General features: G+C 69.4%; 12 protein-coding genes. 4 read left to right on the top strand and 8 right to left on the bottom strand.

Annotation, left to right across the window (positions count from 1 at the left end):
* Nucleotides 1-223: 223 nt before the first annotated feature.
* Genes ACTWQN_RS26455 through ACTWQN_RS26445 form a run of 3 tightly spaced genes read right to left on the bottom strand, consistent with a single transcriptional unit; the run spans nucleotide 224 to nucleotide 3170 of the window.
* A complete protein-coding gene (locus tag ACTWQN_RS26455; RefSeq protein WP_443206279.1) occupies nucleotides 224-1885 on the bottom strand; it encodes a DNA repair helicase XPB in 1662 nt (553 codons plus the stop codon).
* Complete coding sequence (locus tag ACTWQN_RS26450; RefSeq protein ID WP_443206278.1) at nucleotides 1882-2628, bottom strand: FAD:protein FMN transferase; 747 nt, start codon at nucleotides 2626-2628, stop codon at nucleotides 1882-1884. Before ACTWQN_RS26450 ends, ACTWQN_RS26455 begins: the two co-directional genes overlap by 4 nt.
* 2 nt (nucleotides 2629-2630) lie before the next feature.
* Nucleotides 2631-3170, bottom strand: coding sequence for an FMN-binding protein (locus ACTWQN_RS26445; RefSeq protein ID WP_443206277.1), 540 nt, complete (start codon nucleotides 3168-3170; stop codon nucleotides 2631-2633).
* Nucleotides 3171-3369: 199 nt separating this feature from the next.
* On the opposite strand from ACTWQN_RS26445, the gene ACTWQN_RS26440 reads away from it, so the two are divergent.
* Nucleotides 3370-4047 carry an LppU/SCO3897 family protein gene (locus tag ACTWQN_RS26440; RefSeq protein WP_443206276.1) on the top strand — a complete coding sequence of 226 codons (678 nt, stop codon included), beginning with the start codon at nucleotides 3370-3372 and terminating at the stop codon, nucleotides 4045-4047.
* Between the two features lie 16 nt (nucleotides 4048-4063).
* Here ACTWQN_RS26440 and ACTWQN_RS26435 read toward each other — a convergent pair whose 3' ends face one another.
* A complete protein-coding gene (locus ACTWQN_RS26435) occupies nucleotides 4064-5611 on the bottom strand; it encodes a purine-cytosine permease family protein (RefSeq protein WP_443206275.1) in 1548 nt (515 codons plus the stop codon).
* Between the two features lie 267 nt (nucleotides 5612-5878).
* Between ACTWQN_RS26435 and ACTWQN_RS26430 the strand changes: the two genes are divergently transcribed.
* Together ACTWQN_RS26430 and mdlC are read left to right on the top strand one after the other, a co-directional pair.
* Nucleotides 5879-6400, top strand: a complete 522-nt coding sequence (locus tag ACTWQN_RS26430; protein WP_443206274.1) for an LppU/SCO3897 family protein — start codon at nucleotides 5879-5881, stop codon at nucleotides 6398-6400.
* A gap of 109 nt (nucleotides 6401-6509) precedes the next feature.
* The gene (gene mdlC, locus ACTWQN_RS26425; RefSeq protein WP_443206273.1) at nucleotides 6510-8105 is read left to right on the top strand and encodes a benzoylformate decarboxylase; all 1596 of its coding nucleotides are present in this window, start codon (nucleotides 6510-6512) and stop codon (nucleotides 8103-8105) included.
* A 79-nt stretch (nucleotides 8106-8184) separates the two neighbouring features.
* Here the strand turns inward: mdlC and ACTWQN_RS26420 are convergent, their stop codons facing one another.
* The 4 genes from ACTWQN_RS26420 to ACTWQN_RS26405 are packed head-to-tail and all read right to left on the bottom strand — an operon-like array spanning nucleotide 8185 to nucleotide 11657.
* Nucleotides 8185-9063: an ABC transporter ATP-binding protein gene (locus ACTWQN_RS26420; RefSeq protein WP_443206272.1), complete on the bottom strand. Its 879-nt coding sequence runs from the start codon at nucleotides 9061-9063 to the stop codon at nucleotides 8185-8187.
* Between the two features lie 6 nt (nucleotides 9064-9069).
* Nucleotides 9070-9870, bottom strand: a complete 801-nt coding sequence (locus ACTWQN_RS26415) for an ABC transporter permease (protein WP_443206271.1) — start codon at nucleotides 9868-9870, stop codon at nucleotides 9070-9072.
* Nucleotides 9867-10634, bottom strand: a complete 768-nt coding sequence (locus ACTWQN_RS26410) for an ABC transporter permease (RefSeq protein WP_443206270.1) — start codon at nucleotides 10632-10634, stop codon at nucleotides 9867-9869. Before ACTWQN_RS26410 ends, ACTWQN_RS26415 begins: the two co-directional genes overlap by 4 nt.
* Nucleotides 10635-10643: 9 nt before the next feature.
* Nucleotides 10644-11657 carry an ABC transporter substrate-binding protein gene (locus ACTWQN_RS26405; RefSeq protein ID WP_443206269.1) on the bottom strand — a complete coding sequence of 338 codons (1014 nt, stop codon included), beginning with the start codon at nucleotides 11655-11657 and terminating at the stop codon, nucleotides 10644-10646.
* A 957-nt stretch (nucleotides 11658-12614) separates the two neighbouring features.
* Between ACTWQN_RS26405 and ACTWQN_RS26400 the strand changes: the two genes are divergently transcribed.
* The gene (locus tag ACTWQN_RS26400) at nucleotides 12615-15746 is read left to right on the top strand and encodes a nitrate- and nitrite sensing domain-containing protein (protein ID WP_443206268.1); all 3132 of its coding nucleotides are present in this window, start codon (nucleotides 12615-12617) and stop codon (nucleotides 15744-15746) included.
* Nucleotides 15747-15858 lie beyond the last annotated feature (112 nt).

Below are 15858 nucleotides of genomic sequence, written 5' to 3'. Positions count from 1 at the left end.
TGCCTTGCGGTACACCCGCACCTGTGTTCGTTCCGGCGTCCGCGCCGGTCCCACCGAGCCCCCGTTGCCCGGATCCCGCGGCCGCCACACCCGAGTCGACGTGTCTGAGCAGCACTCCTGTGCGTCTCGGGTGCTACGTGCGTTCATCGCAACGGTAGCTGCTGCGGGCCCGCACACGGACACTTTTGGATGACAGCTGACCGGGTGTGTCCCCCAAATGTCGTCACCCTACGTCCGGAATTGCGGGTCCGAGCAGATCGTCGGCGTCGACGATCCGGTACGCGTAGCCCTGCTCGGCGAGGAACCGCTGCCGGTGCGCCGCGTAGTCGGTGTCCAGGGTGTCCCGCGAGACCACGGAGTAGAAGTGCGCCTGTCGGCGTTCGGCCTTCGGCCGCAGCAGCCGACCGAGCCGCTGCGCCTCCTCCTGCCGGGAACCGAAGGTGCCGGAGACCTGCACGGCCACCGAAGCCTCCGGCAGGTCGATGGAGAAGTTCGCGACCTTCGACACCACGAGCCGCTTGACCTCACCGCGTCGGAAGGCGTCGAACAGCGCCTCGCGCTCCTTGTTCTTCGTCGAGCCCTCCACGATCGGCGCGTCCAGCGCCTCGCCCAACTCGTGCAGCTGGTCCAAGTACGCCCCGATGACCAGGGTGGGCTCGTCCGGGTGCCGGTCCAGGATCGCCTTGACCACCGGCCCCTTGGTGCGCGCCGTCGAGCACATCTTGTAGCGCTCGTCGGCGTCGGCCGTGGCGTACTCCAGCCGCTCGTTGTCGGTGAGCGTCACGCGGACCTCGACGCACTCGGCCGGTGCGATCCAGCCCTGCGCCTCGATGTCCTTCCACGGCGCGTCGTAGCGCTTGGGCCCGATCAGCGAGAACACGTCCCCCTCCCGGCCGTCCTCGCGGACCAGGGTGGCGGTGAGCCCGAGGCGCCGTCGCGACTGCAGGTCGGCGGTCATCCGGAACACCGGGGCGGGCAGTAGGTGCACCTCGTCGTAGACCACCAGCCCCCAGTCGCGGGAGTCGAACAGCTCCAGGTGCTTGTACTCGCCCTTGGAGCGCCGGGTGATCACCTGGTAGGTCGCGATGGTGACCGGCCGGATCTCCTTCTTCTCCCCGGAGTACTCGCCGATCTCGTCCGCGGTCAACGAGGTCCGCTCGATCAGCTCGCGCTTCCACTGCCGCCCGGCGACCGTGTTGGTGACCAGGATCAACGTGGTGGCCTGCGCCTCGGCCATCGCCGCCGCACCGACCAGCGTCTTGCCCGCACCGCAGGGCAGCACCACGACGCCCGAGCCACCGGCCCAGAACGACTGCACCGCCTGCTGCTGGTATTCGCGCAGCTGCCAGCCGTTCTCCCGCAGGCTGATCGGGTGCGCCTCGCCGTCGACGTAACCGGCCAGGTCCTCGGCGGGCCAACCGACCTTGAGCAGCATCTGCTTGAGCCGCCCGCGTTCGCTGGGGTGCACCACGACGGTGTCGTCGTCCAGGCGAGCGCCCAGCATCGGGATGATCTTCTTGTGCCGCAGGATCTCTTCCAGCACCGCGCGGTCCAACGAGCTCAGCACCAGGCCGTGCGCCGGGTCGTTGGCCAGCTGCAGACGGCCGAAGCGGCCCATCGTCTCCACGATGTCCACCAGCAGCGGCTGCGGCACCGGGTAGCGCGAGTAGCGCACCAGGCCGTCCACCACCTGCTCGGCGTCGTGCCCGGCGGCGCGCGCGTTCCACAGCGCGAGCGGGGTGATGCGGTAGGTGTGCACGTGCTCCGGGGCCCGCTCCAGCTCGGCGAACGGCGCGATGGCGGTGCGGGCCTCGTCGGCGAGGCCGTGATCGACCTCTAGCAACAACGTCTTGTCGGACTGGACGATCAGGGGTCCGTCGGTCACGGGTGCGCAGCTCCCTCGGGTCGGACTGCTTCTTCGCAGGTGATCAGCGGTGCCAGACTCCGCCGCCAGTATCCCACTGCCCTCGTTGTGACCCGTTCCGGCACTGGGTCCGAGGTGGGCACCGGCCGGGGAGCACCGGGCACGGTGAGACTCAGCAGTTCGCGGGCCGGGTGACCGGTGCGGCCGTCGATGACGTGGCCGCCGCGCTCGTAGTTGCCGGAGGTGGCGACCGCGCAGTCGCGCACGTCGAAGATCGCGCACACCCGCTGCGCGATCTCGGGGTGGCGGATGCCCACCCGCCAAGCGCGGCCGGGCTCGGCCGCCCCGACGGCGAGCACGTCCCCTCCGGCCTTGAGGCAGAACCGGTCGGCACCCGCCGTGCGCAGCAGGTCTCCGGCGCGCTGCACGGCCCAGCCCTTGACCACCCCGCAGGGGTCGAAGGGACGGCCCGGCAGCCAGGCGCGGAACGCCCCGCCACTGTCCCGCTCGTAGCGCAGGCAGAGGTCGATGATCTCGATGAGTTCGGCACTGGCGTGCGCGGGCGCCGCCAGCTCGCGGCCGCACTGCCAGACCTCGCTGCCCTCCCGGAAGGGGCTGAACCGGCGATTCACCTCGCGCAGCCAGTCGAAGGCCCGCGACGCGGCGGCGGGTACCGCTGGCCCGGCCGACCGCACGTCCATCGAGATCGGCAGGCCCATGATGTGTTCCACGCGCCGGATCCGGCAGCCCGTTCCGCTTGCCACGACTACCTGCCCTGGGCGTCGATCGCGGCCTGCAGGGACTCGGCGTAGGCCTCGCTGGTGGTGGTGGCGCCGGACACCGCGTCGAGGTTCGCGCTCTGCGCCTGCACCACGACGAGCAGCGCCGTACCCGCGGCGGCCAGCAGCAGGTCCCGGGTTTCGACCACCAGCGATGCGAACTCCGACAGCACCGGGCTGCGGTCCTGCTCGGCGTACCCGACCGTGATCAGCACGACATGCGCCAGCACCAACCAGAGGACCCAGGTGCCCGTCCACCGGTGCCAGCCGGTGAGCCGGTCCATGTCGAGTCGCCGTTCGAGCCAGGGCACCCGCGCGATGAGCACCAGTTGCAGCACCAGGGCCAACGCGCCGCAGAGGCCGGTCAACCGGCCCAGCGCCAGCACCGAGCCCCGCGGGTCGGTGAGCGCACCCGCCGCACCGCCGAGCAGGAAGAGATCGACGACCCACAACGCGTTGAGCGCCAGCAGGGCCCGCAGCCACCACTTCGCGTCGTCCGCCATGGTCTTTCGCCGCTGCCATCGCACGTCGCCGAGTTTCGGCCGCGTTTCTGGGAAGAACTTTGGAAAATCGGCGGGCAACCGACCTGGCGGCACAGACGTGCTGCGGACGGTGATCGTGCGCTTGCGGGGTGTGCCCGACCCGCCGTAGTTGTCACCTGTTCGGGCAATGTGTCCTGGGTCGGCTCGGCTAAGTTGCTCGTTGCGAACGACAAACGGAGGAGCAGTGAGCTATCCACCGCAGGATCCGCACGGATCGCAGTCGGGCCAGTACGGATCGCAGTCGGGCCAGTACGGATCGCAGTCGGGCCCGTACGGATCGGGGTCGTACCCGTCCGGCCAGTACCCGCCGCCCAACGCCTCGGACGACTTCTGGCGGCACGTCGCGGGCAACCAACCCCCGCCGCCGCCGAAGAAGAGCCGCACCGGGCTCATCATCACCCTGGTCAGCGTCGGCGCGGTGGTGCTGCTCGCGGCGGTGGTGACGGTCGTCCTGGTGCTCGTCAACAGCGCTGACCGGCGGATCGAGGCCGGTGACTGCATGTCGCTGGCCAGCGAGCGCGGCGGTCGCATGACCCCCGCGGACTGCGGATCCGAGGAGTCGGACTACCAGGTCGTGGACGTCCGCCAGGGCCAGAACCCCGATGCGTGCCAGGACAACTACAACAACGTTACGGAAGGCAGCACGTACTGCATCGTGCTGGACGTCAAGGTCGGCGACTGCCTGACGTCCTACCAGGAGTCGGACGAGATCCTGCCGCTCAAGATCGACTGCGGCAGGGCCGAGGACCAGGTGACGCGGGTCGCCGACAGCGAGGACCCGGAAACCGCCTGCCAGGAGGAAGAGGGCTACTACGTCTTCGACAACCGCACCGTCTGCTTCGGCGACGTGCAGGGCACTTGAGGCCCTGCCGCGAGATTCAGGTCCGGCTTCCGTTGCCGCTGACGATGGGCGGCACCGGGGTGTCCGTGGTGGGGACCCACCTCGGACCGCGCGGGCCGAAGACGTCGCGGGGTTCGGGGAAGACCGCGAGCAGCGCGAGGTACAGGGTCGCCGAGAGCACGACCGAAAGCGGCAGGCTGATGTCGGTGCCACCGGCGAGATCGCCGAGCGGGCCGACGAACTGCCCGGGGATGTTGACGAAGGCCAGCGCGATGGCGGCGGACAACAGCCAGGCCGACAGACCCCGCCAGTTCCAACCGTTGCGGAACCAGTAGCGCCCGCCGCGCTGCCGCCGGTTGAAGACCTGCAGGGCTTCGGAGTCGTACCAGCCGCGTCGGGTCACGTAGCCCAGCATCATCACGACCATCCACGGCGCGGTGCAGGTGACCACCAGCACGGCGAAGGTGGAGATGCTCTGCACGACGTCGAACCCGAAGCGGCCGACGAAGATCAGCGCGATGGCGAGCGTGCCGACGAACAGCGTCGCCCGCACCCGTGAGAAGCGCGGGAACACGCTGGAGAAGTCCAACCCGGTCCCGTACAGCGCGGTCGTCCCGGTGGAAAGTCCGCCGATCAGCGCGATCAGGCACAGCGGGCCGAAGTACCAGCCCGGGGCGACCGCGAGCAGCCCACCCACGTAGTTCGGCGCGGAGCCGTGCAGGTACCGCGGGGCTGAGACGGCGATCACCGTCGCGGTGGCGAGCCCGAAGCCGAACGGCACGATGGTGGCCAGCTGGGCGAACAGCGCCGCCGCGACAACTCGCGGGCGAGGTGTGTCGGCCGGGATGTAGCGCGACCAATCGCCCAGGAACGCCCCGAACGAGATCGGGTTGGCGAGCACGATCAGCGCCGATCCGACGAACGCGGGCCACCACCCCGAGCTGTCGGCGCCGCTGAACGAGCCGGGGTAGGACGGGTCGAAGGCGGTGGTGAAGGCCAGCAGGCCCAGCGCGAACATCGCGGTGGCCGCCAGCACCGCGATCTTGTTGACCAGCAGCATGAGCCGGAACCCGTACAAGCAGATCACCAGCACCAGGGCCGCGAACAGCGCGTACGCCACCGCGAACGACGGCACGGACTCCGGCAGGCCGAGCAGGCGGTTCGCGGTGCCCACCAGCGCATCACCTGAGCTCCACACCGAGATGGCGAAGAACGTCACCGCGGTGAGCAGGGACAGGAACGAGCCGACGACACGGCCGTGCACACCGAGGTGCGCCGACGACGAGACCGCGTTGTTGGTGCCGTTGACCGGCCCGAACACCGCCATCGGGCAGAGCACCAGCGATCCGATGAGCAGTCCCGACACCGTCGCCGCGAGCCCCTGCCAGAAGGAGAGCCCGAACAAGATGGGGAAGGCGCCGAGCACCGCGGTCGAGAAGGTGTTGGCCCCGCCGAAGCACAACCGGAACAGGTCGAGAGGTGACGCGGTCCGCTCGTCGTCCGGGATTCGTTCGACCCCGCGCTGTTCGACTTCGGTGACCCGACGCGCCGGTTTCCCCGCCGCAACCGCATTTTCGTTGGCCATGCCTCGCCCCTCCACACGTCCTGCCGCGTGATCAGGAGAGCGTGGACCACGCGGGCGATGCGGAACAGCAGTCGAACCTCCAACAGCGGATCGCCGCGTTGGATGAACGCACAATGCCCGGCACCGGCAGGGGAAGGCTGGGGCGATTTCGCGCGAAATCGCTTCGGGGCCGAGTTCGGCAATTTCGGGCAGTTTCGCCGGTGGGCGGGACGGGGATGATCGACTCGGCTAGGTTTTGCGGCACGAAGATCATCTCCGGAGGGAGCCATGAGCCATCCGCCGCGCAGCCGGGCAGGCAGGGTGATCGGCCGAGTCCTCTACGTCGGTGCGCTGTCCGTCGGAATCAGCATCGCGATCACCGCCTACGCCACCTTCAACACCGACGAACCCGCGGCCGGGCAATGCGTGAACATCACCGACGCGGACACCGCGGAGCCCGGTTGGCGGCGCGCCGACTGCGGCAGCACCGAGTCCGACTTCGTGATCGCCAAGGTCACCGCCAGCTCCGACACCTGCCCGCCGGGGTACGCGACGGCCAGCCAGGACACCCGGCGCACCAGCGGCATGCGGTTGTGCCTGGTGCCGGACGTGGTGGTCGGGGACTGCCTGCGCGTTCCGCGAGCCAGCATCGAGACCAAGGTGCGGTGCGGCGAGCCCGACGCGGACGCGGAGGTCATCGCGGTGGCGTCCAACACCGGCGGCGGTGCGGCCTGCCCGCCGGGGACGGGCCGGTTCACCGTGTACCCGGACCCGGCGCGGACGGTGTGCACCAAGACTTCCAGGCAGTGACCAACACGATCTGGTTCCGCGGCCTTCGATGTGATGTCGTACCAGGGCACCCCGCCGGTGCAGGGGGCAGGTGCAGGGGATTCGGTCGGCATGACGAGGGAGGGCTTCGATGGGCAGCGAGGGCACCACGGTCCGCGACATCACCCGCAAGCTGATGCGCGAACTGGGGTTGACCACGGTGTTCGGCAATCCGGGCACGACTGAGGTGCCGTTCCTGACCGGGTGGCCGGACGATTTCCGCTACGTGCTCGGGTTGCAGGAGTCCGTGGTGGTCGCGATGGCCGACGGGTACGCGCAGTCCCGCCGCGAACCGGTGCTGGTCAACCTGCATTCCGCCGGTGGCGTGGGGCACGGGCTGGGCGCGGTGTTCACCGCGTACCGCAACCGGACGCCGATGATCGTGACGGCCGGTCAGCAGGCCCGCACCCTGATGTTCGACGAGCCGTTCCTCGGTGCCACCGAGGCCGCGACCTTCCCCAAACCGTACGTGAAGTGGAGCTACGAACCGGCCCGCGCGGCGGACGTCCCGGCGGCCCTGCTGCGCGCCTACCAGCTGGCGACCACACCGCCGTGCGGCCCGGTCTTCGTGTCGATCCCGGCCGATGACTGGGACCAGCCCGGCGATCCGGTGTCCGCGCGGCCGCGCACGCCCGGCTTCGCCCCGGACCCGGCCGCGGTCGCCGAGCTCGCCGCGGCGTTGCGGCGCTGCGAGCGTCCCGCGTTCGTGGTCGGCCCGGCGGTGGACGCCGACGGCGTGGTCGGCGAGATGGTCGAGCTGGCGGAGAAGACGCAGGCCGCGGTTCTGGTGGCGCCGATGTCGCCGCGCTGCTCGTTCCCCGAGGACCACCCGCGGTTCGCCGGTTTCCTGCAGCCCGAGCAGCGGTTGCTGAAGGCCGAGCTGTCGCAGTACGACCTGGTCGTGGTGTGGGGCGCACCGGCGTTCACCTACCACGTGTACCGCGGCGCGAGCGACGCCGAGCTGCCCGAACTGTTCCTGGTGCACGACGACGCGGAGGTGCTGGCCCGCGCCCGGCAAGGCCGTGGCGTGCTGGGCACCTTGGCGCATTCGGTGCGGCAGGTCAACGACCAGGTCGAGGCGCTGGCCCGGAGCGCGCCGAAAGCCTATGCGCGGCCGTCGAAACCGGCCGCGTCGACGCCGCTGACGGCCGCCTACGTCTACGACACGATCGCCGAGGTGCTGCCGGTGGACGCGGCGGTGGTGGAGGAGGCCCCCAGCCACCGCAACGACCTGCACGAGTACCTGCCGATCCGATCCACCGACGGCGGGTTCTTCGCCGGGTTCTCCGGTGCGCTCGGGTACGCGGTCGCGGCGGCCGTCGGGGTGGGGATGGCCGACCCGCAGCGGCGCACGGTCGCGCTGCTCGGCGACGGCTCCAGCATGTACGGCATCCAGTCGGTGTGGACGGCGGTCCGGGAGCAGACCCCGGTCACCTTCGTGATCATGGACAACTCGCGGTACGCGGCGGTGGCGGTGCTGGGCGAGGCGGCCGGGGGCAGCAAGCTGCCCGGTGTCGAGCTCGGCGGCATCGACTTCGTCGGCATGGCCACCAGCATGGGCTGCCCGGCGAAGCTGATCGATCATCCGGCGGAGCTCAAAGCGGCTCTGGCCGAGGAGTTCACCGGCAAACCCGGCCCGACCCTGCTGCACATCAAGATCGACCCAGGCCACCGCCACCTGTACTGAACCGGACGCCGGGTCCCCGTTCGGGTGAAGGGCACCTTTCACCAAGTAACTTGGCGAAAGGTGCCCTTCACCTCGGTTCTCAGGCGCGGTGGGCGGGTTTTGCGGTTTCGGCGCGTTCCGCTGCTGCCCACTGCTTCGCGGTGGTGTCCTCAGGAGTCTGGGTCCTGGCGGGCGTTGATTGGGCGCTGCGGACCTCCAGCAGGCGGGCCACCTCGCTGCGCAGGTGCACGAAGGTCTCCGACTCGCGGGTGGTGATCTGGTCGCGCTCGGTGCCCAGCGGGATCTCCAGGTCCGCGACGATCGACGCCGGGGACTTCGACAGCACGAACACCCGGTCCGCCAGGTAGATGCTCTCGTCGATGTCGTGGGTGACCAGCAGGACCGTGCTGTCGAACTGCTTGCGGACCCGCAGCAGCAGGTCCTCCAGCTCGAAGCGGGTCTGCGCGTCGACCGAGGCGAACGGCTCGTCCATCAGCAGCAGCGCCGGACGGCAGGCCAGGGCGCGGGCGATCGACACCCGCTGCTGCATGCCGCCGGAGAGCTGCCACGGGTACTTCCGCGCGGCGGCGCCAAGACCCACCCACTCCAGCACCTCGTCGGCCCGGCTGCGCCGCTCGGCCTTGCGCAAACCCCTGGAGCGCAACGGGAACTCGACGTTGGCCCGCACCGAGAGCCAGGGGAACAGCGAGCGGCTGTAGTCCTGGAACACCACGGCCAGATCGGACGGCACGCCCTGCACCGGGTCGCCGTGCAACCGCACACCGCCGCCGCTGGGCTGGATCAACCCGGAGATCGCCCGCAGCAGCGTGGACTTGCCGCAACCGGACGGGCCGACGATGCAGGCCAGCTCACCGGTGCGCACCTGGAACGTCAGGTCGGCGATGGCCTGGTGACCGTTCGCGCCGCCGTAGCGGTGTCCGAGCTCGGAGACTTCGAGCATGGTCGTGGATCCGGTCATCGTGAATCAGCCTCCGACTACTTGGTGCGCCTGCGAGGGTTGCCAGCTCAGCGCTCGCCGTTCCACCGCGAGCAGCAGGGTGTTGAGCACGTATCCGAGAACGCCCAGCAGGACGACGCCCGCCCACATCGCGGGGAAGTCGAACTGCCGCTGGTCGAGCATCAGCCGGTAGCCGATGCCGTTGGTGGAGCCGACCAGCTCCGAGACGACCATCAGCACCAGCGCCAACGACAGGCTCACCCGCAGTCCGGCGAAGATCTTCGGCGTCGCCGCGGGCAGCACCACCCCGAAAACCCAGTGCGCACGGGGGATGCGGAACGACCGGGCGGTGTCGATCTTGACCTGATCGACCGAGCGGACGCCGTCGACGGTGTTCAGCAGGATCGGCCAGATCACGCCGAAGACGATCACCGTGATCTGCATCTGCACGCCGATGCCCAGCAGCACCAGGAAGACCGGCACCAGTACCGGCGGCGGAACGGACCGCATGAACGCCATCACCGGTCCGAAGTAGTCCAGCGCGGTGCGGGAGCGGCCGAGCAGCGTGCCCAGCCCGACGCCGAGCACCACCGCGAGCAGCCAACCAGCGGCGATCCGGCCGAGGCTGGCCAGCAGGTCCTTGAACACCGTGTCGGTCAGGAACAGCGACGACGCCGGTCCGCTGAACCACCGCTGTCCGGCGGCGCTGACGATCTGCGTCGGCGGTGGGAAGAACGGGTGCTGCGCGACGCGGGTGAGCAGTTCCCACGCCACGATCGCGCCGATGAACACCAACCAGCGCCGCAGGAATCCGTGCACCTTGATCACAACGCCTCCCGGTCCACCGTGCTCCACCGCAGTCCGCGCTTGTGCACCAGTTCCAGGACCTCGTTGACGAGGTAGCCGACGATGCCCGCGACCAGCGTGCCCGCCAGCACCAGGTCCATCCGGCCGGCGCCGAGGCTCGCATCCAGCACGAAGCTGCCCAGCCCGCTACCACCACCGGCCAGGAACTCGGTGCTGACCACCAGGATCAGCGCCACCGCCGCGGACATCCGGATGCCGGTGAGCACGAACGGTGCCGCGTTGGGCAGCGCCACGGTGAACATCACCCGGCCCCGGCCCAGCCCGAAGGACCGCGCGGTTTCCACCATGACCGGGTCGATCTCGTCCAACGCGTAGATGGTGTTGAACAGGATCGGCCACACCGCGGCGTACACCGCGAGCGCGATCTTGGTTTCCGGGCCGCCGCCGACCAGCACGATCGCCAGCGGGATGAGCGCCACCGACGGGATCGGGCGGAGGAACTCGATGATCGCTCGGCTGGCCACCCGGATGCCGCGCACGCTGCCGAGCAGCAGCCCGGCCGGTACCGCGACGGCGACGGAGATGCCCAGCGCGATCGCCCAGGCCAGCATGGTTGCGATCAGGTCCAGCAGGAACGAGGGGTCGCCGAGCAGTTCGACGAACCGGGCGAGCACTGTGGACGGTGGCGGGAAGTAGAGCTGGGGGACGATCCCGGACCGGCTGAAGGCTTCCCAGATGAGCAGGAAGCCCAGCAGCCCGACCAATCCCCGGAATGTCTTGGTCATTTCCCGATATCAGCTCTGCGGCGGAGTGACGATCATGCTCGCCACGTCGACGTCCTTGTCGATGTAGTCGAACTCCCGCATCAGGCGGGGAATCCGCTGCAGGCGGGTGGCGTCGGCGCGGGAGTTCATCTTCAGCAGGGTGATGATGGACGCGGTGTTCTCGTCGATCTTGGCGAACTTCGGCAGCAGCGGCTCGATCTTGCTGCGGTCCTGCGCCTCGGCGACCGCGGCGTCCATCGCCCGCTGGAACGCGGCCACGGTTCGGGGGTTCTCCTCGGCGAACTTGGCCAGCGAGACGTAGCCGCCCAGCGGCAGGTCCTCCAGCGGTCCGGTCGCGGTGTCGACCACCGGGATCGCTCCGGCGTCACGGGCGGACAGCGTCAGGAACGGTTCGACGACGAACGCCGCGTCGACCTGGCGCTGCCGCAGTGCGTTGGGCATGGCGGCGAACCCGATCGGAGCCCACTCGACTTTGCTGAAGTCCACACCGTGGGCGCGCATCGCGGCCTTGGCCATCAGTTCCGAGATGGTGCGCGCGCCGCTGATCGCGATGCGCTTGCCCGCGAGGTCCTGCGGAGTGCGCACGCCGGAGTCCGGCGGCGCCATGATCATGCAGGTGTTCGGGACGCTCGACGCGCAGTCCGCGACGATCTTCAGCTGCGCGACGCCCTGCGCCTGGGCCGCGAAGATGGGCACGTAGCTGCTGAAGGTGATGTCGTAGTCACCGCCGATGGTGCTGTTCAGCGCGGCGCCCCCGTCGACGGCGGTGATGACCTCGACGTTGAGGCCTTCCCGCTGGAAGAGGCCGTTCTGCACCGCTAAGTGCAGCGGGGCGATCTCGCTGGTCGGCAGTCCGCCGATCCGCAGGTTCGCCTTCTCGACCTGGTTGTTGCCGCCCTGCTGCGCTTCCGAACCGCCGAGGAGTCCGCAACCGCTGGCGCCCATCACGGCACCCGCCGTGACCATTCCACCTGCGATCTTCAGCAGGTTTCGGCGCGGGAGGCTGCGGGGAACGGAACTCATCTCTGGATCCTCCTGGCATCGGGGTGCGGTGCGCGGTTGTTGTGGTGCCGCGCGCCGGGAGAGGGACGGGTCGACGCTGAGCCGCTGCCACGGGTTTCGTGGCCGATATTCGGGATGGACGGCGTCGTCGCGATTATGACCCGGGAGGACAGGCGGATTGCGCAACGACGTTGGACCGGTTGGGTGCTGTGGTCCGTCGGCGGTGCATCGATTCTCCCGGAAGCTGCGGCGGGGTTGGTGCACGGAAACTGTAGAAGGTTGGACCACATGCGACAACCAGGCGTAACTAGCTTGTTGTCACACATCTGGCCAACGTGTTGCCTGGCTCACTCCATTAGGACTAGCCGACGGCGGATTGTGACGGATAAACGAATGTGGACTCCGCAATTCGGGGGAATTAGCCCGCTGTCTTCGAACACAAGTGCAGTTCTGCTCGTGTAGCTGGGTTCCGCGTTCAGCACACGGCGCATTCGACCAAAAGGCCCATCGACACCACAATTCGATCTTGCGCCGGTCCGGCGATCCGGCGCGCGATGGCGCGAGTGGCGATTTTCCGCCAGGGGCGTTGGGTGCGGCTCGGGCGCGGGGAGTTGATCTGCGGTTGGCAACCAGTTGTAACCGGCCCGCCGTCACGCATTTGGCCTAGTTGTTGTTCATACCACTCGACCGAGTGATGAACTCTAGCTCTGGGGGCCTGACTTGTGACGCCTAGTTAAGTATAGTCTCGCCCGTCGAGGTGACCGGCCTCTGCTTCGGGGGATGCACGTTGTGACCAGGGAGTGTGATGGCAAGCCCGGCTGACAGAGTCAGGGTCTTCGGTAGCTCGACAGGAGTCGAGGCACTGCTGACCCGCTCGTGGGTTCCCGACGGCCCTACGTCGGCACGCGGGCACATTCCTGGCACGATGATCAACATTGTCGCGGCGCGGAGAGGCAACTAGCCGTGGCGGTGTCGCACATGTCCGCCGCAGCGCAGGAAACAGGAATGCTCAACAACGACCCCGATACCGGAGCAGCCGCGAAACCTGCTGCCGTCCGGACCAAGAAGTTGTGGCTGCGCAACTGGCGCCTCCGGTACAAGATGGCCGCCGTCCTGCTCGTACCGACGCTGGCCGCCCTGGCCGTCGGCGGTATCCGGGTGTACGACGGACTGGCCACCCAAACCCGGCTGAACACCATCGTCGAGCAGGTCGAACTGGCCCAGCAGGCCGCGAACCTGAGCCACGAGCTGCAGCGTGAACGCGACTTCGCGATCGTGTTCACCACCGTGCACGGCCCCACCGCGCAGGGCGACTACACCACGCAGAACCAGCGGGTCGACACGGCGACGCAGCAGCTGCGGGCCTTCGACGCGCGAGTGGTGACCTTCTCGCCGGAGGTCCAGGGCGCCTACCAGGGCGCCGTCGACCGGCTCAACAGCCTGGGCGCCCTGCGCACCACCATCAACGCTGGCTTCACCGGCCCGCAGACGCTGGTCGCCTACGGCTCGGTGCTCGACAGCCTGCAGCAGATCAACCGGACGGTCACCACCTCCGCTGGGAACACCCAGGTCAGTCAGACCGCTCGGGCTTCCGAAGCACTCGGCCGGGCCAAGGAGCAGCTCGCCCAGCAGCGTTCGATCCTGCTCGGCGCCGGGCTGCGGGGCGAGTTCATCACCGGGCAGACCGACGCGGTGCGCGCCGCCAACGCCCGGTTCGAGGCTGCCTACGCGGAGTTCGAGAACTCCGCCAACCCGCAGCAGCGTGCCCTCTACGCGGCGCGAGTCGCCGGTGCCGAGGTCGACCGGTCGGAGCAGATCGAGCAGACCGCGCTGATCGCGGCCGACCGCGACGAGCCGCTGGGCATCAACCCGCTGGAATGGGGTCAGGAGTCCGGCAAGCGCACCGACCTGGTCCGCTCGGTGGAAGACGAGGTGCTGGGCGACTTCCACGACGAGGCCGCCTCGCTGGCCGGTGCCGCGCAGTGGTCGTTGATCCGCGACTCGGCGCTGCTGCTGCTCCTGCTCGTGGTCGCCTTCGGCGTCGCGTTCTACATCGCGCGCTCGATCCTGCGTCCGCTGCGCACCCTGCGCAGCGGCGCCCTGGAGATCGCGCAGCACGGCCTGCCCGACGCGATCGACCGGGTGAACCAGAACCCGAGCACCGGCAGCCAGATCACCGTGCCGCCCGTGCCGGTGCACTCCCGCGAGGAGATCGGCCAGCTCGCCCGGACCTTCGACGCGGTGCACCAGCAGGCGCTGCGACTGGCCGCCGAACAGGCGCTGCTGCGCACCAACGTCAACGACCTGTTCGTCAACCTGGCGCGCCGCAGCCAAACCCTGGTGCAGCGGCAGCTGGCCCTGATCGACCGGCTGGAGCAGGACGAGCAGGACCCGGACCAGCTGAGCAGCCTGTTCGAGCTGGACCACCTGGCGACCCGCATGCGCCGCAACAACGAGAACCTGCTGATCCTCGGCGGCACCGACCTGACCCGCCGGATGATGCGCCCGGTGCCGCTCAACGAGGTCCTCGGCGCGGCGGTGTCCGAAGTGGAGCAGTACGCGCGGGTGGCCGTGGTCGACGCACCGGACCTGGCCATCCAGGGCCGGGTGGTCAACGACTTCGTGCACCTGGTCGCCGAGCTGCTGGAGAACGCCACGGTGTTCTCCAACCCGGACACCGAGGTCACCGTCCGCACCGCCTACCGCAGGCAGGAACTCGTCATCGAGATCCGCGACCGCGGCGTCGGCATCGACGCCAGCGAGTTGCACGACATCAACGATCGGCTCACCCGGCCGCCGGAGATCGACGTCGCGGTGTCCCGCCGGATGGGGCTGTTCGTGGTCGGGCAGCTGGCCAGGCGGCACAACATCCTGGTCGAGTTGCACAACAACGACAACCTGGAAGGCGGCGTGACCGCGACGGTGCACTTGGCCGGCGAGTTCGTCGTCCAGCTGACCCCGGACGGCCCGATGCCGATGCCGGACGTGCCGCGCTCGGCGATCGCCGACGACCGGCGCGAATCGGTCAGCGAGACCGGCACCCACCTCGGCCTGGCCGCCGCGTTCGGCGGTCGTGCCGCGGCGGGAATCGACCGCGGGATCGATCCGCCCACCGAGCGCGCCCCGCTGCCGTCGCTGTCGGGCATCGATCCGCCCACCGCGTTCCACCCGCAACAGCGGGAAGAACCGGACTTCGACGACACCGAGCTGTCGACCCAGTACTCGGTGACCGTTTCCTCCGGCGATTCGTTCGGCGCCACCGACGTCCCGGAGTGGGACGATGTCTCGAAGGCGCCCGCGGACGACGTTGTCCGCGCCGAGGAATGGCCCGGCGAGGAGAACATCGGGAGGCCGTACTCGGACGGATTCGACGGCCAGTGCGGTGTTCCACCGGATCCCGTCGAAAAAACGGCCAACTTGTTCCACAGCCCGTACGAGGCGGAGAAGACCGCCCGGTTCATGCCGACGGAATACCCGTCCGGCCTGGACGAGCCGGTGCACAACGGCAACGGGCTGAACGGGACCGGGCTCGGCGGAGCCGGTTTCGGCTCTGCGGATTCCGGGGGCGCCGCGGACAACGGAACCCGGCACGAGCCGGCCCCGGTTGCCCGGACCCAAGGGGGCGGTCCGGTGGAGGGCACCGAAGGCCGAGCGCCGGCGTTCGCCGACGACGAGCCGAGAGGGATCTCCTGGGACATGGACGACGCGCCGACCCAACGTCTGCCGATCTACGAAGCCGTGCTTTCGCAGTGGTTCCGCGAGTCCGATGGGGACGAAGAGCCGGTGGCGGCGACTCGTGCCCCGGAACCGGTCCAGCCGGTCGAACCGGAACCGGAACCGGTCCAGCAGATCGAACCGGAACCGGTCCTGCCGGTCCGGCCGAGTGCGCCGCCAGTCGCCGAGCCGAGCTTCCCGCCGCCGCCCGTCGAAGAGGTGCCGCGCACCACCACGCCCGACCCCGGCTGGGGTTCGGCCGATGTCGGCTGGAAGGCGGCGGAGGCGGTGCTGCAAGCTCAGCAGCACGTCCAGGAGACCACCCCAGCTGGGTTGCCCAAGCGGGTGCCCAAGACGAACCTGGTGCCCGGTTCGGCGGCGCCGCGCTCGCCGTAGGCTCCCCGCAAGCCCGCCACCCCGCGCTCGGCAGACGCCATCCGCGGTCGGATGGCGAACTTCCAGCAAGGTGTCAAGCGGGGCAGGCATTCCAAGGCCGAACCGGTTTCCA

Source organism: Saccharopolyspora antiqui (assembly GCF_052246905.1).
In the GTDB taxonomy this organism is placed as follows: Bacteria; Actinomycetota; Actinomycetes; order Mycobacteriales; family Pseudonocardiaceae; genus Saccharopolyspora.
This window is presented reverse-complemented; position numbering and strand designations above follow the sequence as displayed.